We start from the raw sequence: 16,617 nt of genomic DNA, 5'->3' as shown, positions 1-16,617 counted from the left end.
CTTCCGGCTGGTTGAGAGATCTTTCACCGGGGGCTCCATGCTTGTTTCCCGGCCTTCGGCGGCTCCTCCCGAAAGGCCCGGAACGTCGGCAACGACGTCCAAGAAATCCCAATCGTCCGGACTATTTCGCTGCGATCACCTCATTGAGCCCTCTAATCCTATCGCTACGGGTCAGGAGCGGTTGCTGGCGAAGGCGAGTCCGGCCTGCGGCGAGGCCCGGCCCTCCGGCGGCTGAGCGTGGCCGATGGATGCGGTAATCAGTCCTGTTCAGGAGAGCCAGGCAGGAGAATGAAAGGGCTCCTCGGGGCATCCGTCGAGTCCACCTTCGCCAGCGTCCGGCACCGGGCCAAGGCCGCCAAAGCGCTCGGTTCCAGCATGGCCGAGCTGGCGTTGACTTTCATGCTGATCGAGTCGGCACAGAAACCGCCTCGAGTCGGCGCAGCGCATCCATCATTGGAACGTCCCCCGGAAGAACGTTGCTCACGTATTCATTGATGGCCTTTTCGAGCCAAGTTGGCGCTTCCGGCTCCACGTGGTGCTCATCCTGGCGAGCCAGTCGCGCCAACGCTTCGCCAGCGGCCATGAAGTCGCCTACTACGGCCGTCGCCAACGCGTGAACGTGGGGGTGGATGTAGTTGTTGATTGTCACGCCCCGATATTCGAGGACATCTGATCGATATTTGGAGTTACGCGGCGCCACGACGATGACAGGTGTCCCATAAGTGGCCGCAGCAGCCATTTCCACGCCTATACCTAGCCCACGCCTCTCTCTAGCGTCCACGATGACTGCCGTTGACACCATAACTTGATACATATCTCGGCCGAATTGCCCAAGCGTGTTGCCAGGGCTGGTAATCGGATCGTCGGGGTTGAGATATACAACTTCGTTCGGTGCGGCTCCCTTACTAACCTCAGACCGCTCCATGTCACTCCAGCAGAGCTTCTTCTCGTCCGACGCGCCTTTCACAATCGAGCCAGAGCAGTATACAGACAGCAGCATCCCGTCCTCCGTACGCGTTAACCACATCATCCCGGCGATTCCCCATCGCCACTTCTGTATGATATACAAAAGTTACCACTTGCATAGTTACTGAGGTGGTCCCAGGGAAATAAATCGGGTGATGCGGCATATCCGTGACGCCGATGGTAGCGTTTCAGGCCTTCGAGAGAAGTCGTCGCAGGCCGGAGACAGACGTGAAGCCTGCGGTAGATGTGTTCTCACCACAAGAAATCCCACCCTCCGGAAGGCTCCGCGTGCTGGCTCACCGTGCCACGCTCAACGTCTCCCACGCACGCGTTCCGTGAGCGTTTTTCATCCTATTTCCGCAGGCCAGGAGGGCTGGCCGGCGAAGATGGACCCTGTGGCCTGCGGCCAGGCCCAGACCTCCGGCAGCCGAGCCGGATCGGTAGGTACGCCATCAGTCCTGCTCAGGAGAGCTGGGCAGGGAGGATGAAAAGGGCTCAATCTTGCAGTCGTCTGCGCATGTCAGAGATGCCGAGCAGTGCGATCAGCAGTCGGAAGGATTTGTTCCTCTCGACCTGAGGCAGATGGATGATCTTGTTGAGCTGGCTGGGGAGGCCTGGGCGGGTGATGAGCATTGCAGGTGTATGGGTCGGGCGAAGCCCGGCGCGGCGGATGCTCTCGGCGGCCTCTTCCTGGCTGGGGTGGGCCTGGATGCAGTAGTTGGAGAGCTCACGGAGGGCTTGGCCTTGTTCGGCGGGGTTCAGGGAGCTGAACCAGGCGATGCCGGTCTCAAGTGGTTTCAGCTCCTGGGCGAGCTCGTTGAGTATCACAAGATAATCGCTGGTCATGGCCGCCCCCGCGCAGCTAGCTGGTAGGGGTGGGTCTGCCAGGTCAGCTCGGCGACAGAGCTGAGGGGCCTTTCAGGCTTCGGCGCGGGCTTGGGTTTGGGCGAGGCGGTAGGAGTCGCTGCCGGTCTCGATGATGTTCGGTGTCAAGTCTGCGTGTTGGGTCTTCTTGCGGTTGTTTCGCCGGCGTCGTGGAGCCCCAGCATGCAATGTCAGCCGACGCCTGTCGCTTCTCAGCGACCAGTCCTGCACTCCGGCGACGAGACCACAGGTAACCATCCCGGCGCGACTTCGATGACGAGCTGACGCTGGGTCACTCACGGAGAGTGTGGCTGGGCAGGTTCCCGCTCCGGGGGTGCGCCGGGACCGGCTCGGCCGGGCAGGCGAGCCTGAGAGAGCAGGGCCAGCACTCCCGCGATCAGATGGGGCCAGGCGAACAGTTCGAAGGTGCTTGAGCAGCCATGCTGCGCGGACGACACGAACCAAGCGACCGGGTGGAACAGTGCGGGCACCAGCAGCGCCAAGCCGACGAACGGCGCGCTCGGATGCGGGGCCAGCACGGCCCCGATAGCAGCCAGGCCGACCCAGATGTTGAGGGCCCTCGGCAGTGTCGAGGTGGTATGCGGGTCAGTGCCTAGGTGCCCTTCAAATCCGCCCAGCAGCCGACGATGCCGTTGGAGGAGTACTTCCTGGCCAAGGCTCGCCCGAGCACCAGGAGCACGACGGCGCTCCAGACGGCCGCCCGCGGTCTCGACAGTTGGTGTCCCGGCCGGGTCCGCAGCAGGGCCATGACAGCGACCGCGTGGCAGGCCACCACGAGCCACTCGCCGCTCGTCTGGCCGCAGGGGGTGGTGTAGGGGACGAGGAGGGTCAGCGCGTTGAGGACCAACGTCACCGCCGCGCAGATCGCACCGACTTTCGGGAACTGCCGAGGCGCCCAGAGCGCGAGGAACGCCAGCACGATGGGCAGCAGCGTCGAGGCGTATCCGGCGGTCCGCCAGACGGCGATCTCCAGCGGGCTCGGGTCCATCACCTCATAGGCGAAATAGCCGCAGTCTTCGAGCATCAGGATGGATAAGAACTGCGGCGCGGTGGCAGCCAGGATGGCCAGGGCACGGAACATGGCAGCCTCTCGCCAGGCGGATGATCACGTGAGAGGGTAGCGGACCGGCCGCCTCTTAGCGCCGATGGTGCAGCGGCGTGACGTTCGGTTCGGGCAATTCCAGCTGCGCCCGCAGTTGCTGGTTCTCGAGGGTGAGCTGGTGGACGACTCGGACCAGGGCGGGGACGTCTCCCTTGATCTGCGCGAGTTCCTTGTTCTCGTTCGCGATCGTCTTCTTCAGCTTCGTGATCTCGGCGCGGAGTCGGACCTCGACGTCCGGGGTCGCGCTGCGTGCCTTGACGAGTTCGTAGAACTCGTTCTTCAGGTCGGTGTGGCGCTGGGTGAGAGCGTTGCGGGGGACCTGCGCTTTCTGGGCGAGCGCGACGATGGCCAGGGCGCCGTTGGAGTGTTCGGCCTGCTCGTTGAGGAGACGGTGGATGCCGGCGCGGATGCGTTCGCGTTCGTCAGGGGTCGGGCTCACGTGGCGTCCTTTCGCCATCAGTCCTGCTCAGAAGAGCCGGGCAGGGAGGATGAAAAGGGCTCACTGCATGTTAAAGGCGTCGGTCACCTCGCGAACCACCCGGTCCACCAAGTAGCGCGATGGATCCAGGCTCATTTCAACGCGTTTAGGAGAAGCCCAGTACTGCTGGTTCCGCTCTTGGAAGCTCTCAGGTCCGTCGTAGGAGAGAACCCACACGAACTGGCTCCGTTCATGATCCAGCCAGGCGCCGTGGATCTGGAACCCGAATTCGAGACGAAGCGGCACGATCTGTGATCGCCACTTCTCTGACCATTCCTCCAACAGGCCTTCTCGGATCGTGTAGGTGCGATGCTGAACAGTCCCGGACATGTTGTCACCTTTCGCCTCAGGTTGGATATGCGGGCACCGTACGGTGAGGGTTGTAGTGCCCACCAGCCATCTGCTCCCTCTTGGTACCCCTCATGAGATCAAGACCCACGGTGATCGCTGCGAGTTCCGCGGAGTTAGGACGACCGGTGAGAAGCTGTGCGAACGGGCCTGAAGAAGTTCTCACATCGTGAGACCGAGGGCGATCAGGGCGTCGCGGAAATCGTCACGAGCCCATTGAGGAAATCCCAGCGGCTCTCACGCTCACCCTGGCTGAACTCGGCTCCCGCACCGGCTACTTGGCCTCCCAGGTCTCCCGCTACGAGCGCGGCCTGGCCCCGCTCACTGATCTGCTGGTGCTGCGCCGCTTCGCCGGCGCCCTGAACATCGCCCCGCAGACCTTCGGCCTCGCGCCCGAAGCCGCCCCCAGCAGCCGCGCACGAATCCTGCCCGCAACGGCCCCGCTCTCCGCCGCCGCAGCCGATAGCGTGGCCAGCGGGCAAGCAAGGGAGGATGATCCGGTGCGGCGACGGCAGCTTCTGACCAACCTGGCCATCACCGCCGCCGCGGTCGGCACCGGTTCCCCGCTGTTGCGCTCCGGCGACCCGGTCAGCGAGGCCGACGCCGGCGTCCTGCTGATCACGCGCGTGCGCGATGCCATGCTCGGCCTCGGCCCGGCCCCGGCCGACATTCCCGCCGGGCAGCTCGGCTCGGCGCTGGCCGTCGCGCACGCCGATTTCCACGCCTGCCGCTATGTGCGCCTGGCTGAGCGGCTGCCGCTGCTGCTGGCCACCGCGCACGCCGCCGGCGACGCGACGGCCGAGGGCGCCGCCCTGCTGGCGGAGATCTACACCTTGATCACGCGCCTGCTCGTCAAGATGGATGACCAGCAGCTCGGCTGGATGGCCGCCGACCGGGCCCGGGGGCTGGCCGCGGGCGCCGAAAGGCCGCTGCTGGCCGCCGAGGCCGCCCGCCAGCTCGCCGTCCTGGCTCGCAAGGCCGGCTGGTATGACCAGGCCATGACCATCGCGTTGAGCGCCGCCGACCACCCCGCCCTGGCGGGTGGGTCCGACGCCCGATACACGGCCCAGCGCGGGTTGCTGATCCAGTCCGCCGCCTACACCGCCGCCCACCGCGGCGACAGGACCGGCATGCGCGAGCTCACCGACGAGGCCGCCGTCATCGCCGCCCGCCTCACTGCGGGCCCGGTGCTGCTGCGCGATCACGGCGGCGGCTTCACCCCCGCCACCGTCCAGTTGCACCGCATCTCCGCCGAGTACGCCGCCGGCGATGTCGGCGCCGCCCTCACCGCGGCCCGCCGCATCCGCCCGGCCGGCCTGCCCACCACCGAACGCCGGGCTCGCTACTTCACCGACCTCGCCCGCGCCCACGGCCTTGCCGGTGGCCGGGACCAATGCCTGGCCGCGCTGCTGGCCGCCGAACGCCAGGCACCGCAGGAAACCCACGCTCGTCCCGCCGTACGCGACCTCGTCCAATCGCTGCTGATCTCCGGCCGGACCAGCCCCGAACTGCGAGGCCTGGCCCTGCGCTGCGGCATCTCCTGGGCTCGCCCGGAGGTCAGGAGCCCTCGAAGCGGGGCAGCGTACGCCTCGGCGTTGTCCGCCAACTCCGCAGCGACCTCCGCCCCGCCGCGCAGTGTCTCGGCGACCTGACGAAACCGCTCCGCTCGCTCCGCCGCCCCTTCGGCCTGGGCGGCCTGCAGGTCACCGTGGGTTCAGCCGAACGGCCCGGGAGCCTCGCCCTCGGCCGGCGGGGATGCCCGGTGCTTGTCGAGAAGCACTTTGCGTTCTTCCAGCAACTGCCGGGCCTGTTCGTCGAAGGTGTTCGGCTCGTCGATCGCGCTGATCGCGGTCAACAGCCGGTCGGCCTTGTCGAGCGCCTTGCCCAGGCTGGTCACTTTCGCACGAGTGAGGTGCCCCTGATCTTCCGGACACGGTGCCAAGTAGGGGGCTGACTGGTCTGGAAGGAAGGGTTCGTGGCGGGGAAGAACTATTCAGAGGAGTTCAAGGACGAGGTCGTCAAGGCCGTCTTGGACGAGCAGTCGACGATCGGGCAAGCTGCCAAGGATTTCGGTGTATCGCGGGAGACTGTGCGGGACTGGGTGACCAAGGAGAAGCGCCGCCGGTCGGGGAACACCGAGCCGGCTCGGGATGCCGCGGAGCGTGCGAGGGTACGCGAGATGGAACGTCGGATCGCGGAACTTGAGCAGGAGAACGCTTTTTTGAAAAAATGCGTCTTAGATTCAAAGAGTCAAGGCAACACATTGGGCCGGGGTTCGGTAGCCGAGGCACTTGCGGGGGCGGTTGTTCAGCCGAGCGGCCAGGGAGTCAAGGTCGGCTTGGCTGTACAAGCTCAGATCGGTGCCCTTCGGCAAGTACTGCCGGATTAGCTTGTTCGTGTTCTCGTTCGTGCCCCGCTGCCATGGGCTGCGGGGTGCGGCGAAGAAGACGTCGATGCCGGTCGCTTCCGTCAGCAACTGGTGGCCGGCGAGTTCCATGCCGCGGTCCCAGGTCAGAGTGCTGAGTAAGCGTGCATCCATCCGTGTGAATGCCTGCCGCGGAGCGGGGATGACCCTCGTGGTGTGACGGCTGGGTAGCGCGACCATGGTCAGGTAGCGGGACTCGCGGTCGACCAGCGTCGCGACCTGACTGTTCTTGGCTCCGACGATGAGATCGCCCTCGAGGTGGCCGAGCTCGGTCCGGGAGTTGGCCGCCTCAGGTCGTTCCTCGATCGGCCGTGCCCCGGTGATCTGCGCACGCCACTGGCCCTTGACAGTGTTCCTCTCGTTCTCGCGGATAGGACGGCGCGTGCGCGGTTTGGTGCACAGCTCACGCGGGATCAGTTTCCACCGGGTCGTGTAGACCGCACGGTAGATGCTCTCGTGACTGATCCGCATGGCCGGGTCGCTAGCGTGCGTCAGCCGCGGATGCCCCACGATCGCTCCGGCGACCACTCGTTGTCGAGCAGTTCGATCCCCAGCCAGCGCGGCACCGGATTGTCCCGCGGGGCGGACGGTTTTGGGCGACGTGCCCGCTCTCGAGCGCGTCGCTCGGCGGCGAGGGCACGGTACCTCACCCGGCCACCGTCGCGGGCGACCTCCCGGCTCACCGTGGACGCCGAGCGTCCGATCGACACGGCGATCGAACGTAGTGAGGCTCCAGCCTCCAGGCCTCGAGAGATCGATTCCCGCTCCTCGGCGCTCAAACGGTCGGCCCGGCGCACCCGCTCGACCGGCGCGATGCCGCCATGGTGCTTCAGCACCGTGAAAACCGACCCCGGGGGTTTGCCCAGTGCCCGGGAGATCACGCTGATGGAGTCACCGGCGCGCCACCGCCGCCACAGGTCTTCTTTCATCGCGTCTGACATTCCCGGCCGACCCATCCGAGCCACGATCCACCCATCCACCCATCCACTTGCAGTGTTGCGTTGATCGTTTGAATCTAAGGCGGCCTTCTTTGCGAGGGAGCGGTAGCCGGCGAGAAGTTCTCGCTGATCCACGCGGAGGAGGCTAACTTCAGCCTGCTCATGATGTGTCGTGTTCTCGGGGTGTCGAGATCGGGCTATTACGAGTGGAGGGATCGGCCGATGTCGGCCGGGAAGCGGCGGCGTGAGGACCTTAAACCGTTGATCGAGGAGGTGTTCGCCGGATCGGGGTGGACGTACGGTTACCGGCGGGTGCGTGCGTTGATGCGGGACCTGGACCTGACGCCGGTGCGGGTCGAGCGGCGACGTGGGCTGACTGTCGCGGACAAGGCGGCTGGCCCCATCTCGGACCTGGTGGGCCGCGACTTCACCGCCGAGGAACCCGGAGCCAAGCTGGTCGGTGATATCACTGAGATCAAGACTGGAGAAGGGCCGCTTTATCTGGCTGCTGTCATTGATTGCTTTTCGAAGGCGGTGATCGGCTGGGCATTGGATGTGCGATATCCGGCCGGTTTGGTGTGCGCCGCCCTCGACATGGCCGCGATGCGGGTCGATATTCCCGTTGGTGCGATTTTTCACTCGGACAGGGGCAGTCAATATACGTCTCACGAGTACGCCGGCATGCTGAACCGGCATGGCTTGAGGCAGTCGGTCGGGCGAACTGGAATATGTTTTGACAACTCGATGGCGGAATCGTTCTTCGGCAAACTGAAGACGGAGTTCGTTCATCATCGCAGCTTCACGAGTGTGGCGGAAGCACGTACCGCTGTGGTCAAATATATAGAGGGCTTCTATAATCGTCGGCGCCTGCATTCTGTGTTGGGATATCGGCCGCCGCTGGAAGTTCTCGAGGAATGGTTCGATGGGCGAGCCGCTGCATGATATAGTTCATTTACTCCGGTGTCCGGAAAACGCGGGGCATGTCACGGAGACATCGTCTCGGGCACGGTCATGCCGGACGAGCGGCCCTTCGGACCTCGCGTCCGGCTCGACGGAGATGCGTCAATGCCCGCGTACATCAGGGACTTCCCATGGAGAGGAAACCGCTCTGACGCTGTCAGAGCCGGTCAGCTTGTCACCGCTGAGGTCGTCTCCATCGATGAGTCCGCAAGGCGCATCTGGCTGTCCCTGGCAGCGACCGAGCATCCCGATCTGTGGCAGTACTTGAAGGGCCTTCGCGCCGGCGACGTTCTTACCGGCACGGTCGCCGACATCCAGAACTTCGGCGTCTTCATCGCCCTGGACGACGGGCCGCCCCATCCGTCCTATCCCGGCGTCGGATTTGTCACCGTCCCCGAGCTCACTTGGGAGCACTTCGACGAGGTGACCGACGTGGTCCACGTTGGCCAGCGGGTGCGCGGCGAGGTCCTCCAGTTCGATACCACCAACGGCGAAGCACGGCTGTCCCTGCGAGCACTACATCCCGATCCTTTCCAGATCTTCGCGGACAACACCGCCGTGGGGCAGCGCCTATTCGGCACCATCACCAAAGCGATCCCGTTCGGGGTGTTCGTCGAAGTCGCCGACGGTGTTCATGGCCTCATCCACAAGGACAACCTCGCCGATGTCCAGGTCGATACGCCCGAACAGGCCGTCCAGCTGGGCGAGAACGTACAGGTCACCGTCATCGGTCTGGACCGCGACGGGCACCGCCTCCACCTGTCCCGCATCGGCGCTCATGACCCGAGGCCGGCAGCGGCCGAGTAGGCAGTTCAAGACAAGCGATGACCAGTGAGCGCTTTTCATCCTGATTAGCGGCCTTCTTCGATGAGCTGTAGAACGAGGATGGCCCGCACGATCGTGGTGGCGCGGTGTGGGCAGCAGCGCAGGCGGGACAGGACCTTCCAGGTCTTCAAAGTGGCAGCGGCGCGTTCTCCGCAGGCGCGGATGCGGGCGTGTGCGCGGTTGACCGAGCGCTGTGGCGTGACAGCGGCGGGCTGCGGCCGATGGCCTTTGAACGGCGTGCGGATGCCGCCGCCCGCGCCTTGATAGTCCTTGTCGGTGAAGGTCTTCACCCCCGCGGCGGTCAGCGCGTCGATCAGGCCGGTGGCGCGTGCCGCGGTCAGGTCATGTGTGGCGCCCGGCAGCGCGGGTGAGGCCCACACCAGCCGGCCGGATGGGTCGGCCAGGGGCCGCGCGTTCATACCGTGGCGTCGGTGTTCGCCAGAGTAGTACGGCCGTTCGTTGGCCAGCCGGTCGATGGGGATCAAGGTGCCGTCCAAGATTGGCGTAGGCCAGCCGGCCGGCGCGTAAGACGGCGGCGTGGACGTCATCGGCGAGCATGGCGAGCAGGTCGACCGCCTGGCGGACGTAGCGCCAGGCGGTGCTGGTGCCGATGGCGAAGCCCGCGGCCAGACGTGCGTAGGTGTCACCGTTGCGCGGGTGGGCCAGGACGAGCGGGGCTTGCCGTGACGCGTCCAGGCGCCGCCATCGGCAGCGGCGCTCGGCACGCCGGGTACGGATGAGCTCGGCCAGACGGATCAGGGTGTGATTGGACAGCGGAATCGAGGCACGATAAGACAGCGACGAGGTTCTCCGGTAGAGGTATCGGATCTTGGTCGACTGCTGTCTTACCGAGAGCCTCTTCTCATGCCAACCCGTCCCGGCGCCGCCCCTGCTGACCAGCGCGATCACGTTGAAAATGCCTCAGTGCAGATGACTTCGAGAACTAGTGAAGAAGACTTCGGGAATCGACCCGAGTCGATCACGGAGCCGCAGGTGGGTACTGTCGATGACTCGTGTCGAAAATCAATGTCGGTGAACGGTACGTGAAGAAATCTCGACAGTGCTCTTCGGCTACGCGCGAGTCAGTACCGCCGACCATCAGATCGACGCGCTGCTGCGCGCGGGCGTCGACCGCAAGGACATCCATTTGGACAAGGCCAGTGGCGCCAAGGCCTCCCGTCCCAGCCTCGACCTGGGTCTCAAGATGCTGCGCGAGGGCGACACACTGAAGGTCACCCGGCTGGACCGGCTGTCGCGCTCAGTCCTGCACTTGGGCATCCTCGGGGCGGACCTGCGCGAACGTGGGGTGGGACTGCATGTGATCGAGCAGGGCATCGACACCGACACGATGGAGGGCCGGGCGATGTTCGGCATGCTGTCGGTCCTGGCCGAGCTGCAGCGCGAGCTGATCGTGGCGAACACGATGGATGGCCTGGCCTCCGCTCGTGCCCGCGGCCGGGTCGGTGGACGCCGGCCCAAGCTCACGGCCGACCAAGCCGCCCTCGCCCAGGAGCTGTACGACACGCGGGACAAGACCGTCCAGCCGATCGCGGACTTGTTCGGGGTGCCGCGCTCGACGGTGTACGGGCACGTGAAGGGCGACACCGTGCGCCGCCAGCCAAAGAAGACCCTAGACAGGGCGTAGGACCCGGTGGGGGTTGGAGTTGCTCCGGTTCGATAGACACATCAGGGCTTGCGACTACGCGGCAGCATAGTCGAGGGCTTGGGCGTTCTTGAGCGTGTGTCGGCGTTCGTATTCGGCCGGGCTGAGCTGACCGTTGGCGGAATGGCGGCGGCGTGGGTTGTAGAACCCTTCGATGTAGCTGAACAGGGCTCGTTCGGCCTCTGACCTGGTGCGGAAGGTGCGCCGGTCGATGAGCTCGCACTCCAGCGAGGCGAAGAAACTCTCGGTGATCGCATTGTCGAAGCATGTCCCGGTGCGGCCCGTGGACGGGCGGACGCCGGCCTGCTCACAGCGCTGGCCGAAGGCGATGGAGGTGTATTGGCTGCCCTTGTCGCTGTGATGGATCACCCCGGCCTCGGGGCGGCGCTGGTGGATCGCCATCGCCAGGGCGTCGGTCACCAGTTCGGTGCGCATGTGATCGGCCATCGCCCAGCCGACGATCCGGCGGGAGAACACATCCAGCACCACCGCCAGGTAGACGAAGCCCCGCCAGGTCGGCACGTAGGTGATGTCGGCGGTCCAGACCCGGTTCGGCTCGGCCGCGGCGAACTGGCGTTTGACCAGATCGGAAGCCGCAGCACGCCCGTCCGCGATCGTGGTGCGGCAGCCTCTACGCCTGCTCACCCCGGCCAGCCCAGCCCGGCGCATTAGCCGGGCCACCCGCTTGCGACCGACCCGGACCCCGTCGAGTTCACGCAGGTCGGCATGGATACGCGGCGCACCATAGATCTCATCCGAGGCCCGGTGATGCTCGCGTATCCGCTCCGTCAACTCGGCGTCGCGGCGGGCTCGAGCCGATGGGCCGCGCACCTGGCGAGCCGCCCAGGCGTAGTAGCCCTGGCGCGACACACCCAGCACCCGGGCCAGCGGGGAGACCTCGTGGTGGTCCTTCTCCGCATGAATCAGCCGGAACTTCGTCTCGGCAGATCCGTCTCCCGCGCGAAGAAAACCGCGGCCTCGCGCGAGATCTCCTTCTCCTCACGAAGGATCTTGTTCTCGCGGCGCAGCCGGGCCAGCTCCTCCTTCTCCGCGCTGGTCACGCCGTCTTGGCGGCGGCCGTCATCCAGATCGGCCTGGCGCACCCAGGTACGAATCGACCGCGCGGACGGCTGGAACTCCTTGGCCAGCTCCTCCGGCGTCCGTCCCGCACGCACCAGCTCCACCATCCGCCGGCGAAACTCCGGCGGATAGTTGTTCGGCACAGCAGACTCCTTCTTCCGGGAACCAGGGTTCCCCAGAGATCAGCTGTCCACCAAACCGGGCCAACTCCAGGGTCTTGGGCCATCCGGTCCGAAATTGGGGGGCAGACCAAGTACGCCGGAAAGGGTTAATAGGGCTGGTCAGAGGCCATGACTGTTGCTTGCTCGGCATGGCCGTCAGGCGAGCCCGCGGAGGGGCGCATGATCCAATGTCTGATAAGTCGCTGGATCTCCCTCATATGATCATGCGCCTATGAGCGACATCATCGAATCTGCGATCGCCCGGGTGGACGTCGTGCGCGAGACCCTCCACGGCGTCACACTCGAAGACCCCTACCGGTGGATGGAAGCCGAAGGCGAGGAGTTTCATCACTGGCTGGACGCCCAGGCCAGGCACGCCCGAGAGCACCTGGACGCCCTGCCGCACCGCGCCGGCCTGCTGACCCGGATCCGCGAACTGGGCAGCGCGCTCACGCGGTACTTCGGCCTGGCGATGGCAGCCGACAAGGTCTTCGCCCTGGTGCGCGAGCCGGACGCCCGCGTGCCGGTGCTGACGGTGACCGAGGCCGGCGGAGCGAGCAGGGTCTTGTTCGACCCCGGCGTGGTGCCCGTCGCCGGGCACCACGCCATCGACTGGTACGTGCCCTCCCCCGACGGCCGCCACGTCGCCTGCGCCGTCTCCGACTCCGGGTCGGAGGACAGCTCCATCCACGTGATCGATGCCGACTCCGGCGCCCTCCTGGACACGATCCCGCCCACGACGCGTTTCGCCTTCCTGAGCTGGCTGGAGGACGGCCGGTCGTTCGTCTATCACCGCTACGCGGAGCAGCACCGCCTGGACAGCCGCTCCTTCCTGCATCGGCTGGGCGCCGACCCGGCGCAGGACACGGTGGTGCTGGCCCGCGGCCTCAACCCCCACGTCGAGCTGACCCCGCGGGACCGCCCCTTCCTGGTGGTGCCGCCGCACGGCGAATGGATGCTGGCGATCGTCTCCCACGGCGCGCTCACCCCCTGGCCCTGGACCGGCGAGCAGCTGAGCGACTGCACGATGTACGTGGCGCCGCGCTCCGGGCTGGCAGACCCGGCCGCCTGCCCGTGGCGGAAGGTCGCGGGCGCGGCCGACGGCGTAACCGCCTTCGCAACCAGCCACGACACCCTCTACCTGGTCTCGTATCGGGACGCGCCGCGCTCCCGCGTCCTGGCCGTTCCGCTTGCCGCACCTGATCTGTCCCGAGCCCGAGTGGTCGTACCCGCGGGTGAACGGGTGGTGGAGTCGGTGCGGGTGGTGGGCGACCGGCTGCTGGTGCGCGATCTCGACGGCGGCGTCAGCCGGGTACGGCACGTGCCCCTGTCCGGCGGCGAGCCCGCCGACCTCCCGCTGCCGGTGGACGGCGCCATCGTGGAGTGGACCACCCACCCGACGCGGCCCGAAGCCCTGCTGCTGGTGGCCGGCTGGACCGACGCGCCATGGCTCTACCGCTACGACGGCCAGTTCCTCCAGGACACCGGGCTGGCGCCCCGCCCACCAGTGCACTTCGGCGACGTGCACGTCCGTACTCTGCGCGTGCCCGCGCGGGACGGGACGCCGATCCCGCTCACGGTCATCCACCACAAGGACCTGGAGCTGGACGGCGACAACCCGGCCGTGCTCACCGGCTACGGCTCCCACGGGTTCATCGACCTGCCGGAGTTCCGTCCGGAGATGCTCGCCTGGTACGAGCGTGGCGGCGTCTACGCCGTCGCGCACCTGCGCGGCGGCGGCGCCTACGGCCGCGAGTGGCACGAGGCCGGGCGCGGCGAGCGCAAGGAGGCCACCATCACGGACTTCATCGACTGCGCCGAGCATCTCATCGCCCTCGGCTACACCCGTCCAGGGCGGCTGGCCGGCGAGGGCGTCAGCAGCGGCGGCATCCCCACCGGCGGCGCGTTGGTGCGCCGCCCCGATCTGTGGGCGGCCATGGCGATGCAGGTGCCCACGGTGAACGCCACGCGCAACGAGTTCACCGAAAGCGGGCCGATGAACGTGCCCGAGTTCGGCAGCGTCACCACCGAGGAGGGCCTGCGTGCCCTGCTGATCATCGATTCCTACCTGCGGGTTCGGGACGGCGTGCCGTACCCGGCGGTGCTGCTGACCACCGGCCTGCGCGACGCGCGGGTGCCGCCGTGGCAGCCGGCGAAGCTGGCCGCCCGCCTGCAGGCGGCCACGGCCTCCGACCGGCCGGTGCTGATGCGCGTCGAGGAGCACGGCGGGCACGGCGCCGGCTCGACCCGAGGCCAGGAGCAGGCACTGCTCGCCGATGTGCTGGCTTTCGTCCTGCACGCGTCCGGCGGGTCATGATGACGACAGAAACGTCGGGTACGGACGCGGATCAGCTCGCGCTAACTGCGGCATGCGCGGACGGGTTGTCCTTGCGAAAACCATTGGTGCCCGGCTTGCTCCGATGATGGACTGACGTCCCGCCGTGAGTCTGCCGCGTGACGGAGGTAGTGGTTGTGACGGATTATGACGTGCTTGCCGAGGTGTACGAATGGCTCATCTCGGATGCGAAGTTGCCTCCAGCCGAGTTCGCTGCGTCGTTCGATGACGTCCTCAGTCTCCTGCCGTCGAACGCTCACGTCCTCGACTGTTCGTGCGGAACCGGACAGTTGGCGGTTGGCCTCGCCGGTCGTGGCATGCGGGTTGTCGCAACTGACGCCAGCGAAGCGATGGTTCGTCGGACCGCGGAGTTGTCTGAGGAGTTCGGGGCATCCGTCCGGGCCATGCGGGCGAACTGGGAAGAGTTGCCCGACCATTTCGAGGACGACACGTTCGACATGGTGTTCTGCGTGGGCAACTCGCTTCACCATGCCGCGGGCGCGACAGGCAGGGGTGCTGCTCTGGAGTCGATGTCACGGCTTCTGCGCCCTGGCGGGCGCTTGGTGCTCACATCCCGCACTTGGGAACTCGTGAGGGCCAGAGGTTCCCGGCTGGACATCAGTGACCGACTCGTCCGCCGGAACGGTCGCGATGCCGTCGTGGTCTACCGCTGGGAGATTGCGCCGCATTGGGAGGAGGAGCACCACATCGAGATTGCGATCGCGCAAGTTGACGCGACTGGGCCGGTTCTTGTCCGCTCGGAACTGCTGTCCTGCTGGCCCTACCGGTACGAGGAACTCGAAGTCGAGCTGCACCGGGTCGGACTCCGGACGGAAGTGAGCACGTTCGATCTTGAGGCAGAGAACTACATGGTGGTCGCGAGCAAGGTATAGACACCGGGCTCTCAGTCCCCGGTCGGACCGCGCTGTTGCTCGCAGGACGCTTGCGCCCCCCTCATCGGTGCGGGTCAAGCGGTCAACGCAACGCCTTGTAAGTACTTCGAGACCCGCAGCCGGACCGAAGAATGGGCCCAGGGCGGGCAGGCCGTCCAGATGAGGTTCTGGGACCGGCCGCTGCACGCGATGACCGAAGCCTTCACCGCCGCGGGCTTTCGCATCAGCGTCATCAGCGATCCGCCGTTCGTGCCGGAAACCCGCGAACTGCTCAGCAGGATCCCCGGCACGAGGTTCCTGAGCTTCCTGTTCTTCGTTCTCGAAGCCAATTAGGTGCACACAGCAATGATCAATAGCCATGGTTAGCGCTACAGCGTGCGATTCCCGCCAACTGAAGCGCTAAGCTTGTTCTTTATCCTCCAGATTGTTGTAGTGCCGCGAGCGTGCGGCCGCGTTTGACGGTCTTGCCCACGTCGTAGCGGGGTGCGGGTCGACGGTTGGGGATGCCGGGTGGGCGTCCGGGGCCGGGCCTGGCGGGTTTGGGCGCGCCGGTCGGTTGGGCAAGCGCGGGACGGAGGTTCCGAAACCCGCGCCGAACCCGGGCGGGAGTGAGCTGCCCCAGCGAGGCCGGTTTCTCCCACGGATGACGCGGATCCTCTGTCAGCCGGCGGCCGAGGCGCAGCTGGGTGACAACGATGAGCGGCAGCCACGTCCAGCGGTCGGCGGCCTGAGTAGCACGGAGCTTGGGCCGGGTCCAGCCGAGGGTCTGCTTCCAGAACCGGTAAGTGTGCTCCAGGTCGAACCTGCGCGGGAACGCCTGCCAGCGGCGATCCACGTCGGAGCCGATGGCGCCGGTCTTGGAGGACCGGAGCCAGACTGGCAGGGCGTCGCGGTCACCGGGCAGGTGCTCGACCTTCAGCCGGATCAGGGTGCCCTCGATGAGGGGCAGCTCACCCTCGTGGTCGAGCCAGGCCGCGCGGTGGGTGAGGCGGGGGTGAAGCCTGTCCCAGGCGCTGGTCTCGGCCTTGCCGTAGTGGGTGGTGTCGGTGACCGTGGTCACCGCGGGTTCGGGCCAGGTGGCGGAGTTGGCCAGAGCGAGCTCGCCGCCGTGCTTGGGCGGCTGACCGCCCTTGGGGTCATAGCGTCGCGGTGGGGCGGGCAGGCGCGGCACCCGGTCGGAACGGATACGGCCCAGCAGTTCGACGGGCAGGTCACGCGGGACGTAGGCCAGGCGGGTGATGTCGTAGCCGGCGTCGGTCACGATGAGCACGTCCGGATCGCCGCCGCGCCATTGCCCGGCGGTGATCAGCCGCTCGATGACCCCTCGCAGTTGGGCGGTGATCGCGGTGGCGTCGCAGTCTGCGGCGTAGCCGTGGTGATGCCGCAGGGGTAGAGCTGGACGCCTCGTCCGTCGATCGACTTCGTGACGAACGTGGGAACCGTCCGATGTTGCCCTCGCCCCACGCGGCCAGCGTGGCGGAAGGGCAGGCACGTCGTCTGCTGATGGCATCGGGCGGGGCGGAGGCTCCGTAGTAGTCCGAGGCCGGGAAAGCCGGCC

16 protein-coding genes and 3 pseudogenes are annotated in these 16,617 nt (G+C 66.6%); 8 read left to right on the top strand and 11 right to left on the bottom strand.

What is annotated here, in order from left to right:
* Positions 1–397: 397 nt before the first annotated feature.
* From ACWEJ6_RS52025 to ACWEJ6_RS52005, 5 genes are all read right to left on the bottom strand, one after another.
* Positions 398–1,000, bottom strand: a complete 603-nt coding sequence (locus ACWEJ6_RS52025; protein ID WP_452433047.1) for a hypothetical protein — start codon at positions 998–1,000, stop codon at positions 398–400.
* A gap of 461 nt (positions 1,001–1,461) precedes the next feature.
* On the bottom strand, positions 1,462–1,812 hold the full coding sequence (locus tag ACWEJ6_RS52020; RefSeq protein WP_452433046.1) for a DUF5958 family protein: 351 nt from the start codon (positions 1,810–1,812) through the stop codon (positions 1,462–1,464).
* 631 nt (positions 1,813–2,443) lie between these two features.
* Complete coding sequence (locus ACWEJ6_RS52015) at positions 2,444–2,932, bottom strand: hypothetical protein (protein ID WP_452433044.1); 489 nt, start codon at positions 2,930–2,932, stop codon at positions 2,444–2,446.
* A 55-nt stretch (positions 2,933–2,987) separates the two neighbouring features.
* Positions 2,988–3,392, bottom strand: a complete 405-nt coding sequence (locus ACWEJ6_RS52010; protein ID WP_452433042.1) for a hypothetical protein — start codon at positions 3,390–3,392, stop codon at positions 2,988–2,990.
* A 60-nt stretch (positions 3,393–3,452) separates the two neighbouring features.
* Entirely contained in the window at positions 3,453–3,761 is a 309-nt protein-coding gene (locus ACWEJ6_RS52005) for an NIPSNAP family protein (protein WP_452433040.1), read from the bottom strand.
* Between the two features lie 296 nt (positions 3,762–4,057).
* On the opposite strand from ACWEJ6_RS52005, the gene ACWEJ6_RS52000 reads away from it, so the two are divergent.
* The gene (locus tag ACWEJ6_RS52000; protein WP_452433039.1) at positions 4,058–5,431 is read left to right on the top strand and encodes a hypothetical protein; all 1,374 of its coding nucleotides are present in this window, start codon (positions 4,058–4,060) and stop codon (positions 5,429–5,431) included.
* A gap of 62 nt (positions 5,432–5,493) precedes the next feature.
* On the opposite strand, the gene ACWEJ6_RS51995 is transcribed toward ACWEJ6_RS52000, so the two are convergent.
* Positions 5,494–5,676 (bottom strand): hypothetical protein, encoded by a 183-nt coding sequence (locus tag ACWEJ6_RS51995; RefSeq protein ID WP_452433038.1) that lies wholly within the window; start codon positions 5,674–5,676, stop codon positions 5,494–5,496.
* Between the two features lie 78 nt (positions 5,677–5,754).
* On the opposite strand from ACWEJ6_RS51995, the pseudogene ACWEJ6_RS51990 reads away from it, so the two are divergent.
* Positions 5,755–5,985 (top strand): annotated as a pseudogene (locus ACWEJ6_RS51990) (transposase); the annotation flags it as partial.
* A 36-nt stretch (positions 5,986–6,021) separates the two neighbouring features.
* On the opposite strand, the gene ACWEJ6_RS51985 reads toward ACWEJ6_RS51990, so the two are convergent.
* Positions 6,022–6,714 carry an IS30 family transposase gene (locus ACWEJ6_RS51985; protein ID WP_452433036.1) on the bottom strand — a complete coding sequence of 231 codons (693 nt, stop codon included), beginning with the start codon at positions 6,712–6,714 and terminating at the stop codon, positions 6,022–6,024.
* On the bottom strand, positions 6,696–7,133 hold the full coding sequence (locus tag ACWEJ6_RS51980; RefSeq protein ID WP_452433035.1) for a helix-turn-helix domain-containing protein: 438 nt from the start codon (positions 7,131–7,133) through the stop codon (positions 6,696–6,698). The genes ACWEJ6_RS51985 and ACWEJ6_RS51980 overlap by 19 nt, the downstream gene beginning before the upstream one ends.
* 132 nt (positions 7,134–7,265) lie before the next feature.
* On the opposite strand from ACWEJ6_RS51980, the pseudogene ACWEJ6_RS51975 reads away from it, so the two are divergent.
* Both ACWEJ6_RS51975 and ACWEJ6_RS51970 read left to right on the top strand, forming a co-directional pair.
* Positions 7,266–8,084, top strand: a pseudogene (locus ACWEJ6_RS51975) (IS3 family transposase); the annotation flags it as partial.
* Positions 8,085–8,207: 123 nt separating this feature from the next.
* Positions 8,208–8,909, top strand: coding sequence for a S1 RNA-binding domain-containing protein (locus ACWEJ6_RS51970; RefSeq protein ID WP_452433033.1), 702 nt, complete (start codon positions 8,208–8,210; stop codon positions 8,907–8,909).
* Between the two features lie 44 nt (positions 8,910–8,953).
* Here the strand turns inward: ACWEJ6_RS51970 and ACWEJ6_RS51965 are convergent.
* Positions 8,954–9,725: pseudogene (locus ACWEJ6_RS51965) on the bottom strand (transposase family protein).
* Between the two features lie 262 nt (positions 9,726–9,987).
* Between ACWEJ6_RS51965 and ACWEJ6_RS51960 the strand changes: the two are divergent.
* A complete protein-coding gene (locus tag ACWEJ6_RS51960) occupies positions 9,988–10,572 on the top strand; it encodes a recombinase family protein (protein ID WP_452433031.1) in 585 nt (194 codons plus the stop codon).
* A 54-nt stretch (positions 10,573–10,626) separates the two neighbouring features.
* Here ACWEJ6_RS51960 and ACWEJ6_RS51955 read toward each other — a convergent pair.
* Positions 10,627–11,777 (bottom strand): IS3 family transposase gene (locus tag ACWEJ6_RS51955; RefSeq protein ID WP_452433048.1). Its coding sequence is split into 2 segments (ribosomal slippage): positions 10,627–11,579 and positions 11,579–11,777, totalling 1,152 coding nucleotides; the frame shifts between segments, so codons are not numbered across the junction.
* Between the two features lie 286 nt (positions 11,778–12,063).
* Between ACWEJ6_RS51955 and ACWEJ6_RS51950 the strand changes: the two genes are divergently transcribed.
* The 3 genes from ACWEJ6_RS51950 (at position 12,064) to ACWEJ6_RS51940 (ending at position 15,392) form a co-directional block, all read left to right on the top strand.
* Positions 12,064–14,148, top strand: a complete 2,085-nt coding sequence (locus tag ACWEJ6_RS51950) for a prolyl oligopeptidase family serine peptidase (RefSeq protein WP_452433029.1) — start codon at positions 12,064–12,066, stop codon at positions 14,146–14,148.
* 137 nt (positions 14,149–14,285) lie between these two features.
* Positions 14,286–15,059, top strand: coding sequence for a class I SAM-dependent methyltransferase (locus ACWEJ6_RS51945; RefSeq protein ID WP_452433028.1), 774 nt, complete (start codon positions 14,286–14,288; stop codon positions 15,057–15,059).
* 159 nt (positions 15,060–15,218) lie between these two features.
* Entirely contained in the window at positions 15,219–15,392 is a 174-nt protein-coding gene (locus ACWEJ6_RS51940) for a hypothetical protein (protein ID WP_452433026.1), read from the top strand.
* 79 nt (positions 15,393–15,471) lie between these two features.
* On the opposite strand, the gene ACWEJ6_RS51935 is transcribed toward ACWEJ6_RS51940, so the two are convergent.
* Positions 15,472–16,569: a transposase gene (locus ACWEJ6_RS51935; RefSeq protein WP_452433024.1), complete on the bottom strand. Its 1,098-nt coding sequence runs from the start codon at positions 16,567–16,569 to the stop codon at positions 15,472–15,474.
* Positions 16,570–16,617 lie beyond the last annotated feature (48 nt).

The sequence above is a fragment of the Nonomuraea sp. NPDC004702 genome, assembly GCF_053601695.1.
Note: the sequence above shows the minus strand (reverse complement) of the source record. Positions and strands in the feature narration are given on the sequence as shown.